This window comes from Affinundibacterium seohonense (assembly GCF_014284305.1).
GTDB lineage: Bacteria > Pseudomonadota > Gammaproteobacteria > Burkholderiales > Burkholderiaceae_D > Undibacterium > Undibacterium seohonense.
In genome coordinates this window covers 1-24,377 of the sequence record NZ_JACOFW010000003.1, presented here as the reverse complement: position 1 = coordinate 24,377, position 24,377 = coordinate 1, and the positions used below count along the sequence as shown (strand labels likewise).

Below are 24,377 nucleotides of genomic sequence, written 5' to 3'. Positions count from 1 at the left end.
ACGAAGCCAGCGGCAAAAGTAGCGGCAAAACCAGCAGCGAAAAAAGCAGCAGCGAAGCCAGCGGCAAAAGTAGCGGCAAAACCAGCAGCGAAAAAAGCAGCAGCGAAGCCAGCGGCAAAAGTAGCGGCAAAACCAGCAGCGAAAAAAGCAGCAGCGAAGCCAGCGGCAAAAGTAGCGGCTAAACCAGCAGCGAAAAAAGCAGCAGCGAAGCCAGCAGCAAAAGTAGCGGCAAAACCAGCAGCGAAAAAAGCAGCAGCGAAGCCAGCAGCTAAATCTGCGGCAAAGCCAGCAGCAAAAGCAGCAGCGAAGCCTGCAGCTAAACCTGCGGCAAAGCCAGCGGCAAAAGCAGCAGCGAAGCCAGCAGCTAAACCTGCGGCAAAGCCAGCAGCAAAAGCAGCAGCGAAGCCAGCAGCAAAAGCAGCAGCGAAGCCAGCAGCAAAAGCAGCAGCGAAGCCAGCAGCAAAAGCAGCAGCTAAACCTGCAGCAAAAAAAGCGGCGGCTAAGCCAGCCGCAAAAAAGGCAGCAGCAAAGCCAGCCGCAGTAGCAGCACCAGCGGCTGCGCCAGCAGAAGCGAAAACAGTTGTCAGTCCAACGGCAGCTTGGCCTTTCCCAACGAGTGCAAAGCCAGCGTAATTTTCTTACTTGGACGCCTGGTTTTATTCAGGCACAATACCCACTGTGTGTTAATCACCCAGTGGGTTTTTTTTTGAGGTCGCGTTCATGCTTTATGATATGTTTAGTTTTGTAGTGGAAATCGTTGCAGGCATTTTTGCTGGTTTTCTGTTGTTACGGTTTTGGTTGCAAGCGTTAAAATTGCGGCCACCAAGTTCCTTGGGACAGGCCATTTTTCAAATAACCGATTGGCTGGTAAAGCCGATCCGGCGACTTATTCCTGGCTTTGGCGGATTGGATTGGGCAAGTTTGATTGCAGCTTTCTTGGTGGCGCTGACATCGATCTTTTTGGAGATTATCCTTAGCGGTCAAATTTCCTTAGGGTTTTTATTATTGGCCGCGGTTATTCGCTTATTGCAATGGATCTTATATGGCCTAATGGCGCTATTAGTATTGGAAGCTGTACTAAGTTTTGTTAACCCTCATGCACCTTTGGCACCGATTATACGGGCCTTAAATGCCCCTTTGTTGTCACCTGTTCGCCGTTTGATTCCTCCTGTCGGTGGCATCGATTTTTCAACGCTGGTCGTATTAATTCTTTTGCAGTTGTTGAGTCGTGTGCTAATGTCCGCATTACCGCGCTTATATTTTTATCTAGCATAGCGTTTACGCTGAAGTGATTAATTGATTGAAGGAAAAACGATGCGATATCCATTGAGCTGTATTTCATTACTGTTGGCATGTTCGGCAAATACATTTGCCCAAGATCTAGAACAGCGCAGTACCCTTAATGATCAGCGAGAAGTTGCTGTGACGATTTATAACGAGAATTTAGCCTTGGTCAAAGATCAGCGTAAGCTGAATTTGAAACGTGGCGTATCAGCGCTGGCTTTCCGTGATGTCAGTGCCAGAATGCGACCTGAAACAGCGTTATTGCGCAGCGTGTCGGCACCCGGCAGCTTGTCAGTGACAGAGCAAAATTTTGATTTTGATTTATTGACGCCACAAAAGCTCTTGGAAAAATATGTCGGGCAGACGGTCACTATCGTACGCACCCATCCGACTACCGGTGCAGAAACCAGCGAGCAGGCGCAAGTTTTAGCGGCAAACGATGGCGTGGTGTTGAAAATTGGTAATCGCATAGAAACCGGTTTGCCTGGCCGAATTGTGTATAACGATGTGCCAGCCAATTTACGTGACCGCCCAACTTTGGTGATGTCCTTAAATAATACGAGCAACGCAGCACAAGATGTGGAGTTGAGTTATCTGACTGGTGGTTTGGCATGGAAGGCCGATTATGTGGTTGAACTCAATCCTGCAGAAGATAAGTTAGATATGTCCGGATGGGTGACACTAACCAATACCAGTGGTGCTAGTTATCGTAATGCGAAGTTGCAACTGGTCGCTGGCGATGTAAATCAAGTAGAAGAAGCAGCGGTGATGGACGGTGGAAGAGTAAGGGCGATGGCTGCGGCTCCGGTGATGAAAGTTGCAGAAATGCGTGAAGAATCTTTATTTGAGTATCATTTGTACACACTCAATCGCCCAACCACCATCGCAGAAAATCAAACCAAGCAAGTCGCTTTGCTCTCCGCTTCTGCAGTTCCCGTTCGTAAAGAATTTTTATTGCGAGGCAATGACTATTATTACCAATCAGCCTCCGGTGATCTGGGACAAAAGATTAAAATTGGCGCCTTCATTGAGTTCGATAATAAAGACAGCGCTCAACTCGGTATGCCATTGCCAAAGGGCGTGATTCGCGTCTACAAAAAAGATAGCAATGGCAACGCGCAGTTTATTGGTGAAGATAAAATTGATCACACGCCAAAGAATGAAAAAGTACGCTTAAAACTTGGCGATGCCTTTGATCTCACCGCCGACAAAAAGCAGACCGACTTTAAAAAAATTGCCGGGACGTCAAAGTACAATTACATCTTTGAAAGTGCCTACGAAATCACTTTGAAAAATGCGAAAAAAGAAGCGGTGACGATCACGGTGCAGGAACCGATGCCGGGTGATTGGCAAATTTTGAGTAGCAGCCATCCACATACAAAAGCCAGCAGTAATGCGGCGGTTTGGAAAATCAGTGTTCCTGCCGATGGTAGTACCAAGCTGGTATATCGCACCCAAGTTCGTTATTGACAAGTAAATTGCCATTCCTTAGCACAGACCTTCACTGTCGATAGTGAAGGTTTTTTTATCTCAGGAAGCACACAAAACACATCGACCCACTGCTAGCTTAAATGTGAATGAATTCCGATGGTTGACTAGGGTACTTGCAAGAACATCTCATAGTTTACAAATTAGTTGTGTATGCTGTCGGTTTCTAAGCAATATTTCTCGAAAACATCAAAACTTTGAGTTAGACTAATACCTGCTTTTTACCAAGAGGTGACACATGTCTGCAGACCCTACCAAGTTCCGTTTGATTACGCGCAGTGATTTTGATGGTTTAGTCTGTGCGGTTTTGCTCAAGCATTTGAATTTGATTGATGACATCAAATTCGTTCATCCGAAAGACATGCAAGATGGGAAGGTTGAAGTCAATGATAGAGATATCACGACCAATCTGCCTTACGTTCCCGGCGTTCATCTCGCTTTTGATCATCATTTCTCTGAAACCCTACGCAACCCTGGCGAGCGCACTAATCATGTGATTCATCCGGACGCACCTTCTGCCGCTAGAGTTGTTTATGACCACTACGGCGGGCATGCAGTCTTTCCGTCCGATTGGGATGAAATGATGGCTGCTGTCGACAAAGGCGATGCGGCGCAGTTTAATCGAGAAGAAGTGTTAAATCCTGAGAAGTGGGATTTGCTCAATTTCTTAATGGACGCGCGTACTGGTTTGGGGCGTTTCCGCGAATTCCGTATCTCGAATTATAATTTGATGATGGATCTGATCGATTATTGTCGCAATCATCGTATCGAAGAGATCATGGAATTGCCTGATGTCAAAGAACGAGTCGAGATTTATCAAGAGCATGCGGCAAAATGTAAAGATCAGATCGAGCGTTGCGCTAAAGTCCACGGCAATTTGATTGTTTTGGATTTACGTAATGAAGAGATTATTTTTGCAGGCAATCGTTTCGTGATTTACGCCATGCACCCAGAGATCAATATCTCGATTCATGTACTGTGGGGTTTGAAACAGCAAAACACGGTATTTGCGACAGGTAAATCGATCTTGAATCGTAGTTCCAAAACCAATATCGGTGCACTAATGCTTGAATATGGTGGCGGTGGACATGAGAATGCTGGTACTTGCCAGGTTGAGAATGATCAGGCTGAGGTGGTATTGGCGCAGCTAATTAGCCGGATTAATGCCGATACCTAGACAATTTATACGATCACTATGACGCCATGAAGACTGCGCAGTAAAGTGCAGTCTTTTTTTTTGAGTGTTCAGACGTCAATCATTTAGCCGCAAGACTATTACGCTTTAAGCTACAGGCACTTTGTGGGAATGCTCGTCCCGCCTGCTCAGGATCAAATGCCACTAAGGCTGCTTTGGCTAACTCCACATCTTTTTTGAATTCATTCAGATGACGCCGCCTTTCCTCCGTATCGGGTTCGGCTTCTGAGAAATTCGTTAGCGCATACTTTTTCGTTTGATGCACTACCGCTTCGCGTCGTGGAATTAACGCACGATCAGGATCAACATCTTCCTTGAGTAAGTAGCCATCAACATCGCGCAAGCTTAATGGAAAGCTCGTTTGCTGATCGCGGATCAAATTGCCAGCGACACTTAAACGAATTTCACCGCGGCCCTGAGGCAATAGATCGTTAAAATTGAGCAGCGCGAATGCTTGTCCTTTGGCGTCATCGACTCTAGCATTCACAATATAGCGACCAGCCTGGCGTACGTCGATAGGCAGATAAAATACCAGGGAACCGTTTTCTACAACGTCACGGATATTACCGATCCAGTTCGCTGGTAATTCTGGTGAGTAAATCACATCAAAAAATAAGAATCCGGCTTTGCCATTGACGCTATAGTAAATTTCGGTACGGATGGTGCCATGAAAGCTCGATAAGCTGCTGTTCGCCGGATGAAAAACGCCACTGGAAATACCATCATTCGCGAGGGCATCGCCATCCCGCCCATTGTCGGCAAAACCCAATGGGACTTGGGTACCCGGCCGTTGATTGCTAAAGTCGATCGATTGGGAAATCGCCCGTGTCACCAAGAGTGGCAGTGGCTGTTGATTGGCATCCCTGGCTTGCACGGTAAAGTTGACACTCTCATTGGCAGCGAGATATACGCGTGACTGGCTGCTACTGATTTGAATCGTGTTGTCCGTGCGACCGTTGCCTAAACGCATAGGGTGATCTTCAGTGACCGCTCGATTTGGGTAAATTTGGTCAGGGTGTTCGCTGATTGGACGCGAAGTGAGTGGATATTTACTGACTTCACGATAACTGCAAAGTGTTTGATCGACTTCTTCTAACTGCGACACGAGCTTTTGGTGCATCTCTTCGCGATTGGCGAGCAAGATTGGTGCTTGCTGTTTGTTGAGGTTTGCTTTGGCTGATTGTATTTCTGAAGGTGCCGGGATTTGTTGGTTGTTAGTTTTTGAACTCTCCGCATTCGAAGGGTTTTTCCACGTAAGGACAGCCACCACGCAGATCAAGGTGAGCGTAAGTGCGATCAATGATTTTGCAGTGACACCCAGTTTGTGCGAAGACTGCTCTGCGCCAGACACGATCCTACGATCTGACTGGCGCTTTGATTTGCTAGTTGGCTGTTGCGGCATGGAGGCAATACTTAGAGTGCACTGTTAACCACGGCAGTCCTCACCACCGAAATAATTCCTAGCCAGTTTCCACTAGCGTAATGATTGTAGGCCTCGTTATCATCTCGGAACACGACTGAGTGAAAAGCCCATTTCGTGGAACCACCTTCGTTGGCAGCGGTTCCCATCGTTAAATCATTGCATAGCCAATCGCTAGGATTGCACAAAGCCCGTCCTGAGCTACCAGCCACGCCACCTGTGCTGTGATAAGACACGGCTTCATCGTCTTGTCCTGGCAAGATTCCAGAGTACACCGTACCTTTGGCACCAGCATACATGTAGAACCAAACATTCGCAGTATTGTTATGGTTATACATCGCTCGAGCCGTGGTGGTCTTCAAATCTTTCACCAAAGGTTCCGTGAGTGCCCATGAGCCCGCATCGGATAACTCTGAGCCGCCGCCAGCGCCAGATGCTGCGCGTACCCACTTGATGTTCCAACCAGTCTGTGCGGTACCGTCTGAGTTACTGCATTGCCCACCCGAGTTTGCTACCGCATTTTTCTTCATGCGTGAAGAACTCCCGTAATTCGCCAGTGTATAACCCATCATTAAATCACCCGCGCTGTGGGTGGCGACATAGCACCAATTATTGCCCGTACAAAAGCAGTCGAGTGCATCACGGATTTTGCCGTTTTGCGATGCGATGCTGTTGTAACCATCCCAATTGACGGCTTTCTTATTCACACCAGCGGCAGTCGAGGAGGGGCCCCAATAAGTGAAACTGCCGTAATTGCCAACGACACCGCCACCACCGCGACCATTGACCCACAAAGTGTAATTTTCTGCGCTCGCGATATTCGAAACGACAGCAGATGCGAGTAAAAGTAAAGAGACTAGTAAACGTTTGAACTTCATCATGCGACTCCCATTGAGACCAACTTGGATGAAAAAACGAGCACACTATGCGGATGGTTTTTTATATCGCGTAGTGAGTAGATGACCGCTTGTTATTGTTGTGACTAAATCTGAATTTCGTCGATTTGAATTCAAGTGGTCTGCACGGATTATCAAAATCAGATCAAGCAGGGTCAATTTGCGTTGCAACAAAAAAGCACGCAGAAAACACGCAAAAAAGCTTGTTAAAGAACTTGTTTAGCTATGAGAAATAACAGATTTTTCGCAATTAGAGATTAGTCTCTAAACGGATTTTCAGCTGAGAAAGTGTTGGGAATTTAGAACAAGTGGTCAGGCGCACTGGAATGCTTGCTAGCAATCTTAAGGTGAGAAGTTTGACACTTCTCACCGATGGAAACTCTGGGTTTAATAGTAAGGCGCGCTAATTCCTTCTTGCTCCAAACTGTTTTGTATCGATGGACGATCAAATAGCTTTTGCAGGTAAGGTGTTAAATGCGGATATTCGCGAGCAGGTTTCGTCATGCCACGCGTCCAGCGACATAACATAAATAAAAATAGATCGGCACAAGAGAGTTCCTGACCGAGCAAGTAAGCACCAGGCGTTCTATTGAGTTGTGCGTCGATATAACTCAACATGTCGGCAACGCGTTGTTCCGCGTGTGCCTTGACCTGCGCAGCGGTCGCTTCGTTATCACTCAAACGTTCGGGGTAAAAGTAGCTGAGCAATTCGGCTTGTAAGGTATTGGACAAGTAAAACATCCATTGATATAAACGTGCCCGTTCAGTTGTGCCAAGTGCAGGATTAAAATGTGATACTTGTTTTCCATCTGCGTACTTTTCAGCTAAGTACAAACAAATCGCAGCACTCTCACTGAGATGCAGTTCTCCGTCAATCAAAAAGGGTATCTTTCCTTTTGGATTCAGCTGTAAGTAAGCAGCTTCTTGGTGTTGTTGTTTCGTGGTGTCGACCAAAACTAACTCGTAAGCTAGTCCTAATTCTTCCAAAAGAAAGTGCGGGGCAAGACAAGCAGTACCAGGGGAGTAATAGAGCTGGATCATAGGATCATCTTTCTTGAAATGAGGGATTACTTGTGAAATAGCTACGTGGCTATATTTTCGCATAAACCAAGAAAGAATTTTTAATATGATGTGGCAGTTACGTAAAACAGAGAAAAGCCGTGAAGCAGGGCTAAACAACTTAAGTGAAATTTATTATTCTAACCATGAGGAATAGATCGGAATGATCGTCCTCATGGATGTGAATACAGATTACCTGATGACTATTGAACGCTAGTGCTCATGTGCGCTTAACGGGAATTCAAGTACTAAATATTTCGCTTAGCTGGCTTTATAGAAAAAGTAATCTGCCTGATATTTCACTAATTTCTTTGCCCCCAGATTGTCGATGGAGCAGCTATCAGTTGGCGCAATACCACCTATCGTATTTAAGCGCTGAATATAGGTGATGTTCGTCATTGCACCCATGGTAGTAGCGTTAGGAACCGCGTTCGCTTTGACCAATTGCAAAGGAATTGCTGTTGCAGAAGCTGGTGAAATCGCGACCTGCTTACCAGTGACTTTGCTACCGTCATTTGATTCCCAAGTTGGGCCGCCATAGTATTTACCGACAACTACGCCATGTTTGTCGGTCAACACCGTGTTCGGTCCTGCAAACACCCACTCATAGGCCACCGTGCTATTTGCTTTGACTCGGCATTCGTAGTTTAAATCGCCAGTGCCGACAGCCATCATGACTAACTTGTTGCCCGCTGGGACGCTGACAGGTGCAGGTGTTTCAGGCGCAATCAAAGTGGAACCGCATGCCGTCAGTGAAACTAAAATGGATGCTACTGCTGCAATATGTGTGAGGCGAGTTGTTTGTTTCATGTCTATCTCCAGAAGTAAAAGAATAAGCGTGTTCGTTCTTTGAACGAAACCCGATTGCGTTACTTATTCTTATACGTACCTGTGATTGAATTGGATTCAAAAATCAGAAAATTTCTGGAGATGGATGAATTACTTTGATCTTTTTACATTTCTGTAATAGATCAATGGGACGTTTTTTAGCTTAAGTTTCTAAATAAGAACTAGCGACGATGCTTCTGAAAAAATTGCCAGATGATCTCGTTGAGATTGATATCGTTAGACGTTTTTCCAATTGGTAACCCGATATTGAACGGATCCGCACCGGCCCAAGTATGACCGCCATTGTTAATGCTCACTAAGCTAGTGTGAAATTGCCCGGTCTTGTTCTCGGTAATTTCTACATCAGTACCATCGCTAGGATCACGATTGAAATTTTGCTTAGTTTCCATTGCAGTGTCTCTGACTTTGCCTGTATTTTGTTGTACCCAATATTCATAGGTCGCCAGCGCCGATAAATAGCCATCTGGTTTGCCGGCATAAGTCACGACTTGATCTGCTGTACCCATGGCGATCATCACGCCAACAGGCTTTTTCTCGCCACGTGCAACTTGGTTTTTCTCAACTGGAACGGGCAGGCTTGCACCAACCGAGGCGATAGCAGCGATTCGGTGCGAGAGTTCGGCCGCCAATCGTTGTGCGAAAAAGCCGCCGCGAGATAATCCTGTCGCATAGATTCTCGAACTATCTATACGTAAATTCTTTTCCAGTTGATTTAATAAACTATCAGTGAAGCCGACATCGTCGGTGCCATCTTGGTAGGAGGTGCCAAATCCCACATTCCAATCTTGTTTCCCGACATTGCCCAAGCCTTGTGGATAAACCACGATGAAATCAAATTGATCGGCAGCTTTGTTCATTTGCGTATACAACATTTGTTCGCGCATCGTCATACCACCGCCATGAAAATTCAATACTAAGGCATATTTCTTATCAGTATTGCTGGCATAAGATTTTGGTGTGTAGACGATATATCGGCGTTTTTCTTCTTTGTGTGTAAGTCCCTTTTCTTGCGCCTGAACGGGTGTGGAACACAAGGATGCGCTTACCAGTAAGCCGAGAGACAGTGCAGCGCTAAAAAAAAGCTGTAGCGATTTCATACATTTCCTTTACTAAGATTAAGTAGCCAGATTTGCTACGAGAAGTGGACTTAGTGTAAGGAGATGAGAGTGAAATTTTGGTGAAATTATGTGCTTATTGATGCGTTGAATTCAATTTAATACCGACCTCAAAGTAGGTGGCGCTGTGTTGAAAATCGATTTGCCAATCGAGCGCCTGAGCGATGCGTGTGAGTAGATTTTTACCGTGAGTAAATCCGCTAGTGTGTGTTAACACTGGTGACGTAATGGAATTGCCGATGACAATACTTTCGGTATCGATATTGATTCTAATGAGAACTTGATCACCGCCGTGAATCAAGGCGTTGTTCAACAGATTATTGAACAACAATGTCAGCAGATGCGGATTCGCCATTACAGTCGTTTTCTTATCAAATACTGCTTCATCGAAGTCGAGCGTGAAGTGCAATTGATGCGCTTGCGCGGTCTTCTCTAAGTTTAGAATTGCGTGTTCCAAATGCGCTATTAAATCAGTTTCTTGTAGCGCCAAATTCTCGGCGCGCGCCAATGCTAGTAATATCTCCAAAGTCTGATCGATCTCCGTCATCGAGGATGTTAGTAGTTGGCGATCTTCTTGAGTCAAAGCAGCCTTAGCATCGCGATGTAGCAAGTTTTTAATGATGGTCACCGGAGTTCGCAGTTCATGGCTGATATCGCGCGTAAATAGGCTTTCGCGTTTTATTGCCTCTTGTAATGACTGCAAACTATGCGCTAATGTTTTGGCTAAGTAGCCAATTTCATCGGCACGATCTGATGCTGCGAATGTCGGTGCGTCTTGACCCTTTTCGCTCGATCTAATTTCTTCATTTAATTGCAAAAGCGGCGCAGCAATATGCCGTGCTAAACGATAAGCCAAGAGCAAAGCGCCGCCCGTCATCAAGAGTGCGACGACCAACATAAAGTCAGCCAAATTCTTAGACAAGTTGTTGACGACTAAAAATGGACTCACCTCAGCGACCAAATAAGCACCTTGCGGATGGTCAGTGAGGCGTATCACATGGAAGTGCTTTCTTAAATTGGTGAAGACTTCACTTCGTGTGTCGTTACGCTGATTTGCCGCTTGCACCTTGGTTTTGAGCGGTTCTGCTAGTTGCGCGAAGGAAGGAGTTAACTTCATATAGTCTGCACGCGGCTGTAGCCACATTCCCGTTCTTGCATAGTGATCTTGTAAGCTTTTAGCTTCGTAACTCAAGATACTTTCAAGCACGGCATCTTCGGTAACATAGGCAATCAAGACCGCCACGCCGGTATAACTGACACATAAAAACAGCGTAAAGCTGGCAAGCGCGACAAAGAGTTGTCGCTTGATGCTGGTGTTAAAGCGGGCGAATATCATCGTGTATCACTAATTGATAACCAAGATTATGCACAGTGCGCACCAGATCATAACCAGCCACACTTTCTAGCTGTTTGCGCAAGCTGTAAATATGCGATTTCAATGCATCACTCTGCGGTGGGGTATCACCCCAGATCTCATGCAAGATATGTGAACGACTGAGAGCGTCAGGATATTTTTGTGCCAGTAAGAGCAGAATCTTAAAGCCAACTTGCGTCAGCGGAATGCTCTGACCCGCATATTCAGCACGCATGTCTCTTACGAATAATCGCAAAGCACCAATTTGAATTTCCTGCTTTACATGTAATTGCTGACGACGACTTAAAGCCTCGCAACGCAAAGCAACTTCACGAAAATCAAATGGTTTGGTCAAGTAATCATCCGCACCCGTCGCGAAGCCGTGCGCTTTATCTTCAAAAGCATCACGCGCAGTCAACATTAAGATCGGTACATTACTTGGTGCTAGTGCTTTGATTTGTTGACAGACCTGAAAACCATCGATGTCGGGTAAATTTAAATCCAATAGAATCACGTCAAAATGTTCACTGCTGGCTAGCTGTATCGCGAGTTTTCCTTCGCTGGCAAAATCAACCTCCCAATGTAAGCCAGACAAAAAATCACCAAGCTGTTTAGCGATATGTGGATTATCTTCAACAATTAATAGCTTGAGTGGTTTCAAAATCGAGGAAATCGGTTGGTATGGTCTTTTTTATTGTAATCCAAATGCTTAAGCTCGCATTTGGATTTTTGTTCATGACCGGACTAGTACCGTTGGAGCTGCTGTTTTTGCGTTTTATCGGAATACCTTAAAACGCCTAGTTTTATGCAGTTAAGATGCATCTAAGTAAGTGAACAACCGAATCGGCGAACGAATAACAATCTAGTTGCGCTATTTACTTATCTCAAATCGAATGATCTTCTGAAGGGAAATACCATGTCCAAATTCAAAGCCGTCACCCTAACACCCATTGCGCTCGCAACGTGTTTACTGCTGCAATCTCCAATCGGCTACGCTCAAGATGCAACGAAGATGAAGCAGACCGCTGTCGACACAGCCACGATTGCGCAGCAACTTGATCAAGTCGGTATTGCTTACTATAAGGCCGGGCAGCCAGGTGCGACTGTGATCGTGATGAAAGATGGCAAGGTCTTGCTACGTAAAGCCTATGGCTTAGCTAATCTAAGCAACAAAGAAACCTTGAAAGCGGATCACGTGATGCGCTTAGGATCGATCACCAAGCAGTTCACTGCCGTCGCTATTTTGCAATTGATAGAAGATGGAAAAATTGCTCTGAATGATCCTGTCACGAAGTTCTTACCTGACTACCCCGAGACTGGGAAAACTATCACGATCGAACATCTGTTAACACACACCTCAGGTATTCCAAGCTATACCGGAAAACCTGGTTTTGTGGCAAAAGCGATGATGGATATTAGCGTTGGTGAAATGGTGGATAGCTTTAAGAATGATCCGCTGGAATTTGAGCCAGGTACTTCCTATAAATATAATAATTCGGGGTACTTCTTGCTTGGCGCGATTATTGAAAAAGTCAGTGGCGAGACCTATGCGAATTATGTTGCTAAGCGTATTTTCCTTCCTCTGGGCATGAGCAATACCGCATACGAAGGTCACGAACGTAGTCAGCAAGCGCGGGCGTTGGGTTACTCACAACGCGGTGATGACTTTGATCAGAGTATGAAGATTAGTATGACGCAACCTTATGCAGCAGGTTCACTCACTTCGACCGTAGATGATCTAGCGAAATGGGATGCCGCGATCACAGCAGGTAAATTATTGAAAGCAGATAGCTGGAAACGCGCTTTTACCTCCTATAAATTAAAGAATGGACAAGACACCAACTATGCTTACGGTTGGGGCGTAGGCCAATTCGAAGGCCAGCCTATGATTTCGCACGGCGGCGGTATTCCCGGATTCTCCACTTTTGCTTTGCGTCTGCCAAAAGATAAGGTGTTTGTCGCAGTGTTACACAACGCTGATCGCGGTTTACCACAACCAGAAATGATTGCTTCGCGTTTGGCTGCTACGGCAATAGGTAAACCCATCCCTGAATTCAAGGCAATCAGCATCGATGAAAAAACTTTGAATCAATATGTAGGCGTCTACAAAATTGATGAGAAGAATCGTCGTATCGTCGTGCGTGAAGGAAATAAGTTAGTGATGACGCGAACAGATGGCCCACGCACCGAGATGCAAGCTTATTCGCAAAACGGTTTCTTTAAAGATCAGAGCTCTTTATTGCGTGTGGAATTTAATCGGAATGCGAAGGGTGAAGTTAGCGATGTAGTGGTACACCAAAATGGCAACGCTGTTGTACATCCCAAATTAAATGAAGCTTTACCTGAAGCGCCAAAAGCCTTTGCTATGTCGACCGAGCAGTTTGCAGCACTCGCTGGTGATTATCAGATTCAGCCTAACTTTGTTTTGAACGTGCGGCGTGAAGGCAATCGCTATGTCACACAAGCGACTGGGCAAGGGCCGGTAGACATTATTCCAATCAGTGCAGATACCTTTAATGCGCCGGATGTTGGTGGACAGCTGAAGTTCGAAAAAGATGCCGATGGCAAAGTCACGCAATTGATTTTGACGCAAGGTGGACGTAATACGCCAGCGAAGAAAATTAAATAGGCGCCTTACTTTTGTTTGAGTGAACCTTCTCCCGCTTGCGGGAGAAGGGAGTTTAAAAAGAAGCTAACAAGTTAGTAAAGTGAGATTCGAAAGTATAAGAGCACGTCAGGATTTACTTGAACCAGTCTCGCCCCTATTCGTCTTCACCACCAATAGTTGATCGATCCTGAACTGATCAATATCGACCACCTCAAACTTATAATCACCAACCATTACAAAGTCGGTACGCTTGGGAATTTTCCTTAGCATCGTCATCATGAAACCGGCGATGGTTTCGTAATTGCCACTTTCAGGTAAATCGTCGATGTCCAGCGCACGACAGACATCTTCTATGGTGGTCGCACCATCAATCAACCAAGAGTTATCATCGCGGCGTACGATTTGATCTTCCAAGTAAGGATGCACCATACCATCCATCAAGGTGCTTAAAACATCGTTCAAGGTGATGATGCCAACCACTAAGGCGTATTCATTCAAGATCACCGCGAAGTCTTCCCGCGTGGCTTTAAATTGTTCCAGCATCTCAGACAATGTCAGCGAATCAGGAACGACTAAAGCAGTACGTAATGAGAGCTCTTGAACCTTGGAAAAAGCTTGATTGGTTAAGATGCGTTTGAGAATATCTTTGGATTCGACATAGCCAACAACTTTATCAATTTGCCCATCGCAGACCAAGAACTTGGTGTGTGGGTGTTCGGCGATTTTTTGCCGTATGCTTTCCTCGTTATCTTGCAAGCTTAAGTACACGATACTGTCACGCTGAGACATTGCGGAGGGAACAGTGCGACTTTCTAGTTCAAATACATTGCCGATCATGCCGTGTTCGCGAGTTTGCAGAATACCCGCTTCGGCACCCGCATTGACGACCGCGTGAATTTCATCAGAGGTGATTTGATCGTCGCGTTCAGTGGGTAATTTGAAGGTCGTAAAAATCAAATTCGACAAGCCGTTAAATATCCACACCAAAGGTTTAAACAATTTAACGCACAGCATCATCGGTGCAACGACAAACATCGCCACACTCTCTGGTGCAACCATTGCCAGTTTCTTTGGCATCAGGTCTGCAAACAAGATGAATACTGAGGTGACGAAGATGAAGGAACTCAGAAAACTCAAAGTATCAATCCAGCCCGCGTCGCCAAATAGGGAATGAAATACTTTGGCGAAGTAGGGTGTTAAAGATTGCTCGCCTAGAATACCACCCAAAATCGCAATTGCATTGAGCGCGATTTGTACCACGGTGAAGAAATGTCCAGGTTCTTGTTGCAGTGCTAAGACCTTGCTGGCGCGTGGATCGCCATCGGTTTCCAAGATTTGTAGTTTGACTTTTCGAGCCGCTGCCAGAGCGATTTCGGACATAGAAAAAAAGCCACTGATTGCTACCAATAGTAAGATAACCAAGAGATGATCAAATAACGCCATGTTGCCTCCATCAATGATAGTGAACATCATAGCCGAGCTCAGGGCAAAACAGGAAGTAGTTCAGTGAATGCATAGCCTGGTTAGGCAGAGCTTATTGCTGAGGGAGACGGTTTTCTTGCGCGGAAAGTAGCAAAACACCCTAACGTTGCTTAAGTAGATTGTGCGGTGTGTTTAGTGATGGTTTGTTCCGCCCACATCTTGGCGCTGTCAAAATTATTAAAAAAATGACGCAATCCGATACGATGATAAGTCGATTTGACCAGATCTTTTCCATCAACATCATCAGCTGCGACAATCACGTTTTCAATGCAGTGGAGTTTGGTTTGGCTGACCTGAATTGCACGCGCAATGCGATCGATCGCATCGGCTGGACACAAGATGGAATCATGCACGATCGTAATGCCGATATAAGGGCGTTCTGCAGAAAACGTGCTCGCCAATTGAAAGGCTTGCGCTGCCCAGTATTCCACCAGCTCGCGATTCCACGGACCTGTCAGTTCGGTGATCAGAAGTTGCCCCTCGGTCCAAACTTTAAACCTGCCGTGGGGGCGAAATATAGCGTTCATGCAATTCCTATGTGCTAATCCGAAAAGAATGAGCACGACAATTACTATTTTAATTACAAATGCCAGAAGTATAAGCGCATTAGGATCGAAGGCATCATTAACAAACGATAAATTTCGTTAAATCACCGAGATTTGGTGCTGAGATTATTGGCAGACCTTAACCTGAAAGTATTGGTCTGCCAAACCGCATTGCTAAGATAAATTCTACTTACTATTTCTTTACCGCGATTGGTTTTGCGCCAGATAAAATCGCAACCGCAGATAAAGTTGTTTGTGCCGCATTTAAGCCCAACATAAAATCTTTATCAGAATAAGTTGTGTACACATCGCTAGGTTGATGCCAGTTCGGGTTCCAACCCGAGCCGATATGCATACCGCGCTCATTTTCGCGTAAGGAGATGGCAGGAACTAAATCCATAAACGGTACTGAATCGGTGTTTGTCATATGAAAGCCGACCGCTGCAGGGTAGTTGGTCGCATATTTATCATTGGCAGCACGGAAGAACCATGCCAATTTTGCTGCGCCTTCGGCTTGCTTTGCGGTTGATTGAAATTCAATGTTGACATCCGCTTCAGCTCTTTGTTCTTTTGGTGATACGTAAATAGGCTTTCCGTCTGCACCGAGTACTGGCTTACCATGTTCATCCAGTTTTTCGGTTGGCATTCCATGGTCCCATAGCATCATGTCGTGTTGTATCATGCCCAGCCATTTTGGCTCGGGATACTTACCTGAGCCTTTTGGTGATTCTATGCCTTGCAAATCCTTACGTTGCGCAACATAAGCGTAGGCGCCGTTCAAGCCACTTTCTTCGTTATTCCAAAACACAAAGCGTATCGATTTATCGGTCTCGATGCCAGGTGTACTAAAAATTCTGGCTAGCTCCATCACCAAAGCAGTTCCTGATCCATTGTCGTTGGCGGCTTCACCAAAGCCAATGCCATCAAAGTGCGCGCCGACGATATACATTTCATCGGGATTCGTTTTACCTATCTTGGTGCAATAGACATTCTCGCGCTGTGAAGTGCCAACCGGAGTTTGTTCTGCGTTAAGTGCACGCAATTTTTCATTTGGCTGTAGCAGGGGATCGGTATTCACGCCAGTTTTTGCGCGTTTACCAAATAGGGTGCTGCCACCTTGACCCGGTGCGCCCCCTAAGCCACCACTAGGAATTACATTGCGACGTGGTGCTGGCGCGGCTCCCGGCGTTGCCGGTGGTGCCTGCGTATAGTCAAATTGCATGCGTTCAGTGTTGGTGCAACCATAGGACTTCAGCTGTGCCTCTATCCAATCTAAAGCACGACGATTACGCTCAGTACCCTGACGACGATCACCAAATTCGGTCAATGATTTAATCGTCGCCTTATATTTTTCTAACTCCAATTGACGCACCATCGTCACCACAAAATCATCTTGTTTGAGTGCGCTAGCTTGCAAAATATCTAGTGATTGTGCTTGTGCAAATCCAACCAAGCTCGTTCCACATAAAGCACCGATTAAAATACTACCTTTAATTTTTTCCTGAAAATTCATCAATATCTCCGAGCGCATGATTGGGATCAACGTGATTAAAAAGGCACAATTGCTCATCTATTTTTTAACGCAATTGTGCCAACAAATTGTATTCTGCAAGGGAACTAAGGCGAGGGCCAAAGTTGCCAAAATGCGATAGCACTGACCGTACCATAAATCAAAGCATCGAGTAAATTCTTTAAGCTAGCAGACCAAGGCCGTCCCATCCAAATGGACTCCTGTACCGTACCGCAGCCATACGCGATCAGAGAAAAAATGCCGACAAAGTGACCCGCAACTGCAGGATTGGCATGTAAGCCATAAGCTTGTAAGGCCAGCAGGCCACCTAGCCCTGCGATGACTACATTAAGAATGAACCACTGTGTCAGATATTGCCCCATCGCTGGCGCACCGGGTGCGCGTAAAGTGATCAGTGCCACCGGACCTTCGCGAAACTTTTGTTGCATTGCCTCAGATTCTATTTCCTTCATATCTGTGCAGTGTGGTGTCGAATACAATCCCGCCTCAAGTTGTGCGCTGTTCAAAACTTTGCGTACTTCGTCTTCATTTGGTAATGGTCGGTACTCTGAGTTATGCCATTTAAAAACCATATGGATCAAACTACTGGCAACAAATACGCCTATCGCAGCAACGAGAATCGGCAGCCATAAATTAAGTAGTGTCATTGTGTCTCCTTCCGATTTTTGAATCGATTTTTATTCGCCTCGTCGACGTGAGAGGCGTGCCGACAATATACGCGATACGGATTCCGATTTCACGCTTTGGGTAATAAGACCTGCTGTATTTCCAACAGAGCAGGCGGCAGGTTAGTTCGAATAGAAAAGTGCTTGTCGCCAGTAAGGCAGCTGAGTTCAAGTTTGCGGCCTGCATGATTGTGGCTGGTTTATAGCGATTGTGTCGGTTAACGTACATTCAGATTGCTGAATAAGCGCGAAAACTGTGACTTCTCCCCCCCCGACATATGACTGACCCATCGAGAACATCACTATGAAATATAGATCACCTGAGTATAGAAATGCATCGTCTAGCACGAAGAGCCTGGCTTTGAAATGTCTTTTGGGCGTCACTGTTTACGGCATGATTGTAGCTAACATAAGCGCAAATGCGAACGCAGAAAATGTCATTTTGCAGGCTCCAATGTTATCGTATCCCTTAGCATCCATCATCAAGGCGACGCCGAGAGCAACGATTGTTGGCCAAGACAAAGTCGATCTGCGTCAGCTAATAATTAGCCGAACTCACTACCAAGACAGCGAGATTAATCTTGAGATAGGCTTACATCAAATTAGTTTGAATATTGTGAATTCACGATCCAATGAACTCAGTAGAAAGTTGAGAGCGCAAGACGCAACCTCGATTGCGCTCATCTTAGAGCATGCCATTAAGTCTGATCACCAATTTTCTGATGTAACGGCGATACATGTCAGCTACGTCAAAGTGAATGGCGATAAGACCAAGTTGATTCAAGCTTTCGATTTTTATCAAACGACGGCGGGTGCCTTTATTCGTAATCGAAGTTGATTTGTTATGCAGTCTGACTGCACGGCGGTATAAATCGAGAGTCATTTAACTCAAAGTACAAAGCACCAATTCAGGTGCTGCATTGATGCGTATCGGTAGATTTGAGCAACCAATTCCTCGGCTGACGATCAGTTGCCCATTATCTGGAATGTCGAATAGACCATGATGATATTGCTTAGATAAATGACCGTGCGGCAGCATGAAAGGCTGACCATGTTTATTGGCGATTTGCCCGCCATGCGTGTGTCCGGCAAAAGCCAGGTCAAATTTTTCGTCGTTTAAAAATAGCAAACCATCCGGTGCATGTGTCAATAACAAGCGTATCGACTCAGTGTTTTTGAGCGTCTGCTCAATATCAACTACACCCGTCCAGGGATCATCGGTGCCGCATACCGATATCATCGAAAATGGCTCTGGTAGTTTCGCGTTTTGATTGATCAAAACCGTCACGCCCGCACCATTAAGCTGCTGACAAAGATAAGCATCATCTACCCATAAATCGTGATTTCCAAATACAGCGAATTTCCCCAAGGGGGCATGGACTTCAGCGATCATAGGAATTAACTCCTCGATGTACTTCGCTTTGTACGATATAAAGTCACCACCCAACAGCAGGAGGGAAATTTCGTGTGTCGCGATTACATCGATAGCATCACGGAAAATTTGTGGATGTGTCGTTGGACCAGCATGAAAGTCACTTAGAAAAGCAATGGTCAACGGCACTGGCAGTGGTCGTAACGGTGCGAGTTGAATTGTGTATTTAGTGACGGATAATTTGCCATGTAGGCCAAGTCGATAGCAGAACTTCGCGATCAAACCGCGACATAGCAAGGTGTCGAGAATTAACTCGCCTAAGTATCTCCAAAGGTAATTGTGTTTTCCGCGGGAGCGATGCATCGAGACTACATTTTATTGGCGTATAGGTTACTACTAAGGATTGACTGCAGAGCCTTGAGTGAATTTTTCTTTTACTTAATTTTAACTTCTCCATCTGCATCATAATGAATCTGTTTGTCCATTGCACGATCAAGATTGGAATCGATCTCGCACATTTTTAACTTACCTAAATCAAAAGAGCAGATTTTTTTGGGATATCCCGAATAGACGTTGATATATTCTATGCTCGTCATGACGCCAAATTTGTAGTTTGTGATGAAATCAGGAAAATCGTCGCCATCGGTATCGGTTTTTGATACGCTCATATAACCCTTATCAAAACTTGCCGTAGTCTCAAAGATGCCATCAAAATTATCATCAAACTCTGAAACTTCCGGCAAACCGTGTCGATTATAGTCGGTGATGACGTCAATCTTTTTATCTAAGTTTCGATCGCCTTCATAAAGCAAAGGAACACCCGTTGGACTATATGTCCATTTTTCATCAAGTTGTCCGTCATGGTCATGGTCATTTCCTGCGTAGTCATAATGCGTTCGAAAGAAGGCCAAACTAATCATTACACCGATAACCATACCGAAGAAAACGAGAATAAACGTAGGGAGTCTACGTTGCGGTTTATTTTCAGTTGTTGGTTGATTTGTATCTTGGATTTCATTCCAGTTATCAATGATTTCTTTTGCGCGTTCGGCATCAGCTTCGGCAACCACTAAGCGTACTAAATTATGTGAAGGTAATTCACCCACACCGCCTTGCAGATATTCACCTTCAATAAAGGCTGCAATATCTTCTTGTTCCAGCATATTTTTTAACATATGCGCTTCTACGCTATTACTTGCCTGATAAATGGTTTGCATACGGAATTGTTTCGATTGAGTTAGTTAAAGATTGAGAAAATCTTACGGATTATACGTTTCAAATAACATTATCAATTGTTTTTAGAGTAAGTCTTTGTACGCCATACTTATGAAAGAGCAATTTCTCACATAAGCAAATACTTATTCTGTTGTTCTGAATTTGCCATGCTTTGGCTATGATCACGCTTTCTAAAGTAAAGACTGCGCTTACCTCAACATGAAAATCCGCCACATCGACCTTGATGATAGAAGCGTCAACCCTGAGCACGAAGCTCTGGCATTGCCTCCTATCGAGTATGAAGTGACGCATGCGCACGAACATCCGATTTTGCGGATTTTGAGTTATGCGGTGGTAGCGATTTTAATTGGGCTAATTGTGTATTTGGTGTTTCGGCTGTTTTTCGGCGGAAATGAACAAACCGGAATGGCGCTGATTACGCAAACATTACATGATCCCTTGTTTTGGAGTGCGGTTGGCGTCGGATTTTTAGCGCAAGTGATTGATGGTGCATTGGGTATGGCGTATGGCATTACGTCGAGCAGCTTCTTACTTGCTGCTGGTGCGCCACCAGCGTTGGCGAGTGGAGCGACGCATTTGGCCGAAGTGTTCACAACGGGCATTTCCGGTGTTGCGCACTTGAAGATGGGTAACGTCAATAAGAAGTTATTCTTTGGCTTGTTGGTGCCTGGCATTATCGGTGCGTTAGTAGGTACCTATATTTTGAGTAACATTGATGGCAAAGCGCTCAAGCCTTATATCAGCGTATATCTGTTATTGATGGGCCTCTATGTATTTAGCAAAGCCTTTCGTCACATCAAGGCTAAGTCGGACATTAATACCAAAAAAGTGGTTCCACTCGCATTCTTCGGTGGCTTAATGGATACGACTGGCGGTGGTGGGTGGGGACCTATCGTCACGACTTCTTTGGTTGGTTCCGGTCAAGATCCACGTACAACTATCGGCACGGTGAATTTTGCAGAATTCTTTTTAACCGTGGTGGTCGCTGCGTCTTTCTTTTCGATTCTAGACCACACCGTTTGGATACTGGTCGCCGGCTTAGCATTGGGCGGCTTGGTCGCCGCACCATTCGCGGCTTTTGTAACCAAACATTTGAAAGCGAAAACCTTGCTGATTTTGGTTGGTAGCCTAATCAGTTTGGTCAGTACCTTCAATTTGTATCAGGCTTTTTTGAAATAAGACACGTCGCCAAGATTTTAGAAAAATTATTCGCGTGAATGATGTTGGTGGAAAAAAAGCACCAAGTCTTTGTGCCCCCGTTTCTATTTAACTGCCTCTTTTTTCAAGCGATCCTCTAATCGAAGCGCACCAGCTTGCGCATAATTCACGCAAGCCTGGGGTTCGAGCAGTGGCTTTGCACCATCTAAACGTGCTAACAAATCACTTGCCGTTCCGTGACCCGTAATCAGAATGTCGCAGGCGGTTTTTGCCACTCGCTGACTACTTTCTCGGAGTGCATTTGCTAATGAATCTGGTGCTGAGTAACGGTAGCTATCGTCCGAAATCGATCCTAAGCTGTCAGCAAATACCAAATTTTTACAGACACCTTTTTCGCATTCCTGCCAAGTCCAACCCGAACCACCTGGCGCGTGTCCCGACATGGGAATATGTTGAATCTGTGTACTACCGATTTTGATCGCGCTGCTGTCCTCGAATGCATGCACATTGACGATCGGATCGAAGCCTGCCAACTCATTAAACTGCGGATCACGTCGGTCGTTTTTGCCTGATTTGAGCACATCCACCACATTCGCACGACTTAATACCTTTGCTCCTGTTGCCTCCTGCATACTTGCCAAACCACCCATGTGATCGTGATGCTCGTGCGTTAGCAAAATCGTTTTGATATCAACAAGTCTGACGCCCAAAGACAGAATATTTTGCCGCACAGCGACAGAAGCTTTTTCCGGCGCGCTATCAATCAATACATGTCCTTGCGGCGTCGCAATTAACACCACACTTATCCCGCAAGTGCCTACATACCAAGTGTTGCCATAAATCCGACGTGCATGCGTAGGTTCATTCCAATCATCGAGTGATTTGCAGGTAGTTTGTGGCAATGCTGGTGTTGGCGCGCTTGGCATTCTAATTCCAACTCTGCTTGCGTTCGCACCTTGCGTGAAGCCTAGAAATGCGAGACTGGTGATTAGGAGGAGAGGGCCGAGTTTAGTGTTGATAAAATTTTTTTGTGAGATCATTTTTTGAAAATACACGCTATTTGGATAAATTTCGTAGGGTGGACACGGCCTCATCGTGCCCACGCGTTACGGTTGAAAAAGGTGAAATGAATTAAATGCAAGGAACGATGTTTGTCGGCAAATTGAGCAAACCTCGTGTGCACAAAAAGCGTGCCCACACTACGATAGGTCGATCGAGCGTTCCCAGTTTTCGTCATATAAACCACTCTTCGCGTAGCGATGAAAACTTGAATACTGCCAATCTTTAGCCTGATTGATTAAGCCATGTTTAACGGGATTGTAATGCAAATAATCGAGGTGTTTTGTATAGTCTTCATCATCTCGTATTTGGTGCTCCCAAAATCGTCTTTGCCAAATAGTCGATTCGCGATGTTTTTGCTTGGAAGCAGTCAGCCATTCTGCTCGTTTGTATTGTGCGGCACAAGCGATTGAGACCTTGCGTTTAATCATCATCCAACGAGCAGAAAAATCAGCGTCACCTTCGGGTAGCGTCCAAATGCAATGCAAGTGATCAGGCAGTAGCACCCAAGCATCAATCGTAAACGGACGTGAAGCGCGAACAGATTCAATCGCTGAACGCAAGGCGTTGCGTAACATCTCATCGCATAAAATTGCTTGTCGGCGATACGTCACGACCGTGAAAAAATAAGTTCCACCAGCAAGCAAAGAGCGACGATAGCGCGACATAATATTTTGGTTAAAAGCAATAAGTAAATATTAACCGAAAAGATCAGCAAGAGAACGAACGTGTAGCAATCAAAAAAAGCAATTCGGGAGCCGATTCGTAGGGTGGGCACGGCCTCATCGTGCCAACGCGTTACGGTTGAAAAAGGTGAAAAGAATAGAGGGTTGGGAGAAAGGCGTTCGTCGACAAATCAAGCCATCCGCGTGGGCACAAAAAGCGTGCCCACCCTACATGGCTAAACGGGCGATTGGTGCCAGCAGAAGTCGCCTCCGTAGCGCTGAATGGTGAAATCTTTCGTTTAGTCGATTTGCGCTATGAAGCACCGCTACAAAATAACAGTATCGATGCAAACGCGCTGAGCAATGCCACCGAAAAAAGTACTTTGCAGGGACGTGCGGAGATCAGTCTCGAAAGCCTACAAAATAAGACGCAGACCAAACACGCTGAGTTGGATCTCAATCTAAGTTGGCAACGCCGCGCATGGCGGCATACGGTTGACATGAACCGGCGTAACGACAGTGAAGACGGTGAGAAAACTGAAGACAGTCAAAAGCTCGAATATTCCATCGATTATTTTTTGACGCCAGAATGGTTCACACGTGGGAATAGTTTTTATCAGCGTGATCGAGTCAGTGGCGCGAGTAGTTTGCACTACAACGGCGTCGGCTTTGGGCGCAATCTTTGGAAAGATGAAAATGGCAGTTGGGAAGTCTTAGCGACATACAATAAATTAGCGATCGGTAACGCGCCATTTCAGTTTCGTCTCAACACTTGGCTAGTTTCCACCGACTTCAAACGAAAATTCGATAGTGAGAATTGGGAAATTTATGCCAAGGCAGGGTTTTTAATTCCACAAAAAATACCTGTTGATCTCATTTTTCAATCAGAAGCGGGACTGCGATACCAGCTCAATACGAACGTATATTTGAATGGCAGGTTGATGTACGACCTATATAAATATCCAGGAGGCTCGGTGAAGCACCAAAGTTATAAATTGGGGATAGGGACCAAGTGGTGATTGCAGAAAAACTGCGTTGATATTTGATGCTCGTTTCTTGATATGGTTAGGGCTTAAAAGGACAGGTCAGTGTTACGCTGTTTGACGGTACGGTTCAGTGTATAGGGTGTAATAGGCGAAGCCGTATTACACCGTCCGACGGTAAGATGAAAAAACGTCGAAGCAGTTTGTTTGCAATTCAAACGAATCAAAGAAAATGATAGTTCGCCATAATCAACGCTCATGCGGCGCAATACGCCTGCGGCTATTGACGTATATGGACTCCTCCAATATTGCAAATTTTTTTGTTCAAACAAAAGGTGTAACTGCTCGCGTATATCCGGCTTCTATCTGGGCACCGTCGCGCCCGAGCCATAATGGAATCTGCGCGCCTGCTC

Annotated in this window: 22 protein-coding genes and 1 pseudogene; 8 read left to right on the top strand and 15 right to left on the bottom strand. The window is 45.4% G+C overall.

Annotation, left to right across the window (positions count from 1 at the left end; translation table 11 throughout):
- From H8K52_RS03720 to H8K52_RS03705, 4 genes and pseudogenes are all read left to right on the top strand, one after another.
- Positions 1-633 (top strand): annotated as a pseudogene (locus H8K52_RS03720) (transcriptional regulator); the annotation flags it as partial.
- An 87-nt stretch (positions 634-720) separates the two neighbouring features.
- Positions 721-1,275: a YggT family protein gene (locus H8K52_RS03715; protein WP_186921544.1), complete on the top strand. Its 555-nt coding sequence runs from the start codon at positions 721-723 to the stop codon at positions 1,273-1,275.
- Between the two features lie 39 nt (positions 1,276-1,314).
- Complete coding sequence (locus tag H8K52_RS03710; protein ID WP_186921543.1) at positions 1,315-2,754, top strand: DUF4139 domain-containing protein; 1,440 nt, start codon at positions 1,315-1,317, stop codon at positions 2,752-2,754.
- A 256-nt stretch (positions 2,755-3,010) separates the two neighbouring features.
- Positions 3,011-3,949 carry an exopolyphosphatase gene (locus H8K52_RS03705; protein WP_186921541.1) on the top strand — a complete coding sequence of 313 codons (939 nt, stop codon included), beginning with the start codon at positions 3,011-3,013 and terminating at the stop codon, positions 3,947-3,949.
- Between the two features lie 79 nt (positions 3,950-4,028).
- Here H8K52_RS03705 and H8K52_RS03700 read toward each other — a convergent pair whose 3' ends face one another.
- The 7 genes from H8K52_RS03700 to H8K52_RS03670 form a co-directional block, all read right to left on the bottom strand.
- The gene (locus H8K52_RS03700; protein ID WP_186921539.1) at positions 4,029-5,369 is read right to left on the bottom strand and encodes a choice-of-anchor X domain-containing protein; all 1,341 of its coding nucleotides are present in this window, start codon (positions 5,367-5,369) and stop codon (positions 4,029-4,031) included.
- An 11-nt stretch (positions 5,370-5,380) separates the two neighbouring features.
- On the bottom strand, positions 5,381-6,265 hold the full coding sequence (locus H8K52_RS03695; RefSeq protein ID WP_246464257.1) for a hypothetical protein: 885 nt from the start codon (positions 6,263-6,265) through the stop codon (positions 5,381-5,383).
- 405 nt (positions 6,266-6,670) lie between these two features.
- On the bottom strand, positions 6,671-7,324 hold the full coding sequence (locus H8K52_RS03690; protein ID WP_186921535.1) for a glutathione S-transferase family protein: 654 nt from the start codon (positions 7,322-7,324) through the stop codon (positions 6,671-6,673).
- Between the two features lie 279 nt (positions 7,325-7,603).
- Positions 7,604-8,152 (bottom strand): DUF3455 domain-containing protein, encoded by a 549-nt coding sequence (locus tag H8K52_RS03685; RefSeq protein WP_186921534.1) that lies wholly within the window; start codon positions 8,150-8,152, stop codon positions 7,604-7,606.
- 200 nt (positions 8,153-8,352) lie between these two features.
- Complete coding sequence (locus H8K52_RS03680; RefSeq protein ID WP_186921532.1) at positions 8,353-9,288, bottom strand: CE1 family esterase; 936 nt, start codon at positions 9,286-9,288, stop codon at positions 8,353-8,355.
- A 94-nt stretch (positions 9,289-9,382) separates the two neighbouring features.
- Positions 9,383-10,642, bottom strand: coding sequence for a sensor histidine kinase (locus tag H8K52_RS03675; RefSeq protein WP_186921530.1), 1,260 nt, complete (start codon positions 10,640-10,642; stop codon positions 9,383-9,385).
- The gene (locus tag H8K52_RS03670) at positions 10,623-11,321 is read right to left on the bottom strand and encodes a response regulator transcription factor (protein WP_186921528.1); all 699 of its coding nucleotides are present in this window, start codon (positions 11,319-11,321) and stop codon (positions 10,623-10,625) included. Before H8K52_RS03670 ends, H8K52_RS03675 begins: the two co-directional genes overlap by 20 nt.
- A gap of 255 nt (positions 11,322-11,576) precedes the next feature.
- On the opposite strand from H8K52_RS03670, the gene H8K52_RS03665 reads away from it, so the two are divergent.
- Positions 11,577-13,289: a serine hydrolase gene (locus tag H8K52_RS03665; RefSeq protein WP_186921526.1), complete on the top strand. Its 1,713-nt coding sequence runs from the start codon at positions 11,577-11,579 to the stop codon at positions 13,287-13,289.
- Between the two features lie 105 nt (positions 13,290-13,394).
- Here H8K52_RS03665 and paeA read toward each other — a convergent pair whose 3' ends face one another.
- The 4 genes from paeA to H8K52_RS03645 form a co-directional block, all read right to left on the bottom strand.
- Positions 13,395-14,711: a polyamine export protein PaeA gene (gene paeA, locus H8K52_RS03660; protein WP_186921524.1), complete on the bottom strand. Its 1,317-nt coding sequence runs from the start codon at positions 14,709-14,711 to the stop codon at positions 13,395-13,397.
- A 149-nt stretch (positions 14,712-14,860) separates the two neighbouring features.
- Positions 14,861-15,277 (bottom strand): hypothetical protein, encoded by a 417-nt coding sequence (locus H8K52_RS03655; protein ID WP_186921522.1) that lies wholly within the window; start codon positions 15,275-15,277, stop codon positions 14,861-14,863.
- Between the two features lie 211 nt (positions 15,278-15,488).
- Entirely contained in the window at positions 15,489-16,808 is a 1,320-nt protein-coding gene (locus H8K52_RS03650) for a M28 family metallopeptidase (RefSeq protein WP_186921520.1), read from the bottom strand.
- Positions 16,809-16,912: 104 nt separating this feature from the next.
- Entirely contained in the window at positions 16,913-17,473 is a 561-nt protein-coding gene (locus H8K52_RS03645; RefSeq protein WP_186921518.1) for a hypothetical protein, read from the bottom strand.
- A 322-nt stretch (positions 17,474-17,795) separates the two neighbouring features.
- Here H8K52_RS03645 and H8K52_RS03640 point away from each other — a divergent pair, with 322 nt between their 5' ends.
- Positions 17,796-18,329 carry a hypothetical protein gene (locus H8K52_RS03640; RefSeq protein ID WP_186921517.1) on the top strand — a complete coding sequence of 178 codons (534 nt, stop codon included), beginning with the start codon at positions 17,796-17,798 and terminating at the stop codon, positions 18,327-18,329.
- 45 nt (positions 18,330-18,374) lie between these two features.
- Here H8K52_RS03640 and H8K52_RS03635 read toward each other — a convergent pair whose 3' ends face one another.
- Both H8K52_RS03635 and H8K52_RS03630 read right to left on the bottom strand, forming a co-directional pair.
- Positions 18,375-19,226, bottom strand: coding sequence for a metallophosphoesterase (locus H8K52_RS03635; RefSeq protein ID WP_186921515.1), 852 nt, complete (start codon positions 19,224-19,226; stop codon positions 18,375-18,377).
- A 71-nt stretch (positions 19,227-19,297) separates the two neighbouring features.
- Entirely contained in the window at positions 19,298-20,080 is a 783-nt protein-coding gene (locus H8K52_RS03630; RefSeq protein ID WP_186921513.1) for a putative signal transducing protein, read from the bottom strand.
- 217 nt (positions 20,081-20,297) lie between these two features.
- Here H8K52_RS03630 and H8K52_RS03625 point away from each other — a divergent pair, with 217 nt between their 5' ends.
- Complete coding sequence (locus tag H8K52_RS03625) at positions 20,298-21,278, top strand: sulfite exporter TauE/SafE family protein (RefSeq protein ID WP_186921511.1); 981 nt, start codon at positions 20,298-20,300, stop codon at positions 21,276-21,278.
- Between the two features lie 83 nt (positions 21,279-21,361).
- Here the strand turns inward: H8K52_RS03625 and bla are convergent, their stop codons facing one another.
- On the bottom strand, positions 21,362-22,183 hold the full coding sequence (gene bla / locus H8K52_RS03620; protein ID WP_186921510.1) for a subclass B3 metallo-beta-lactamase: 822 nt from the start codon (positions 22,181-22,183) through the stop codon (positions 21,362-21,364).
- Positions 22,184-22,456: 273 nt separating this feature from the next.
- On the bottom strand, positions 22,457-22,984 hold the full coding sequence (locus H8K52_RS03615; protein ID WP_186921508.1) for an REP-associated tyrosine transposase: 528 nt from the start codon (positions 22,982-22,984) through the stop codon (positions 22,457-22,459).
- Between the two features lie 248 nt (positions 22,985-23,232).
- On the opposite strand from H8K52_RS03615, the gene H8K52_RS03610 reads away from it, so the two are divergent.
- Complete coding sequence (locus tag H8K52_RS03610; protein WP_186921506.1) at positions 23,233-24,000, top strand: DUF481 domain-containing protein; 768 nt, start codon at positions 23,233-23,235, stop codon at positions 23,998-24,000.
- Positions 24,001-24,377 lie beyond the last annotated feature (377 nt).

What these genes read in the sequence shown, in the direction of transcription:
- H8K52_RS03710 (WP_186921543.1), top strand. Translation starts at nt 1,315, where the DNA reads ATGCGATATCCATTGAGCTGTATTTCATTACTGTTGGCATGTTCGGCA.
- H8K52_RS03645 (WP_186921518.1), bottom strand. Translation starts at nt 17,473, where the DNA reads ATGACACTACTTAATTTATGGCTGCCGATTCTCGTTGCTGCGATAGGC.
- H8K52_RS03675 (WP_186921530.1), bottom strand. Translation starts at nt 10,642, where the DNA reads ATGATATTCGCCCGCTTTAACACCAGCATCAAGCGACAACTCTTTGTC.
- H8K52_RS03615 (WP_186921508.1), bottom strand. Translation starts at nt 22,984, where the DNA reads ATGTCGCGCTATCGTCGCTCTTTGCTTGCTGGTGGAACTTATTTTTTC.
- H8K52_RS03665 (WP_186921526.1), top strand. Translation starts at nt 11,577, where the DNA reads ATGTCCAAATTCAAAGCCGTCACCCTAACACCCATTGCGCTCGCAACG.
- bla (WP_186921510.1), bottom strand. Translation starts at nt 22,183, where the DNA reads ATGCCAAGCGCGCCAACACCAGCATTGCCACAAACTACCTGCAAATCA.
- H8K52_RS03630 (WP_186921513.1), bottom strand. Translation starts at nt 20,080, where the DNA reads ATGCAAACCATTTATCAGGCAAGTAATAGCGTAGAAGCGCATATGTTA.
- H8K52_RS03685 (WP_186921534.1), bottom strand. Translation starts at nt 8,152, where the DNA reads ATGAAACAAACAACTCGCCTCACACATATTGCAGCAGTAGCATCCATT.
- H8K52_RS03625 (WP_186921511.1), top strand. Translation starts at nt 20,298, where the DNA reads ATGAAAATCCGCCACATCGACCTTGATGATAGAAGCGTCAACCCTGAG.
- H8K52_RS03715 (WP_186921544.1), top strand. Translation starts at nt 721, where the DNA reads ATGCTTTATGATATGTTTAGTTTTGTAGTGGAAATCGTTGCAGGCATT.
- H8K52_RS03640 (WP_186921517.1), top strand. Translation starts at nt 17,796, where the DNA reads ATGAAATATAGATCACCTGAGTATAGAAATGCATCGTCTAGCACGAAG.
- H8K52_RS03635 (WP_186921515.1), bottom strand. Translation starts at nt 19,226, where the DNA reads ATGCATCGCTCCCGCGGAAAACACAATTACCTTTGGAGATACTTAGGC.
- H8K52_RS03655 (WP_186921522.1), bottom strand. Translation starts at nt 15,277, where the DNA reads ATGAACGCTATATTTCGCCCCCACGGCAGGTTTAAAGTTTGGACCGAG.
- H8K52_RS03695 (WP_246464257.1), bottom strand. Translation starts at nt 6,265, where the DNA reads ATGAAGTTCAAACGTTTACTAGTCTCTTTACTTTTACTCGCATCTGCT.
- H8K52_RS03700 (WP_186921539.1), bottom strand. Translation starts at nt 5,369, where the DNA reads ATGCCGCAACAGCCAACTAGCAAATCAAAGCGCCAGTCAGATCGTAGG.
- H8K52_RS03705 (WP_186921541.1), top strand. Translation starts at nt 3,011, where the DNA reads ATGTCTGCAGACCCTACCAAGTTCCGTTTGATTACGCGCAGTGATTTT.
- H8K52_RS03650 (WP_186921520.1), bottom strand. Translation starts at nt 16,808, where the DNA reads ATGAATTTTCAGGAAAAAATTAAAGGTAGTATTTTAATCGGTGCTTTA.
- paeA (WP_186921524.1), bottom strand. Translation starts at nt 14,711, where the DNA reads ATGGCGTTATTTGATCATCTCTTGGTTATCTTACTATTGGTAGCAATC.
- H8K52_RS03680 (WP_186921532.1), bottom strand. Translation starts at nt 9,288, where the DNA reads ATGAAATCGCTACAGCTTTTTTTTAGCGCTGCACTGTCTCTCGGCTTA.
- H8K52_RS03690 (WP_186921535.1), bottom strand. Translation starts at nt 7,324, where the DNA reads ATGATCCAGCTCTATTACTCCCCTGGTACTGCTTGTCTTGCCCCGCAC.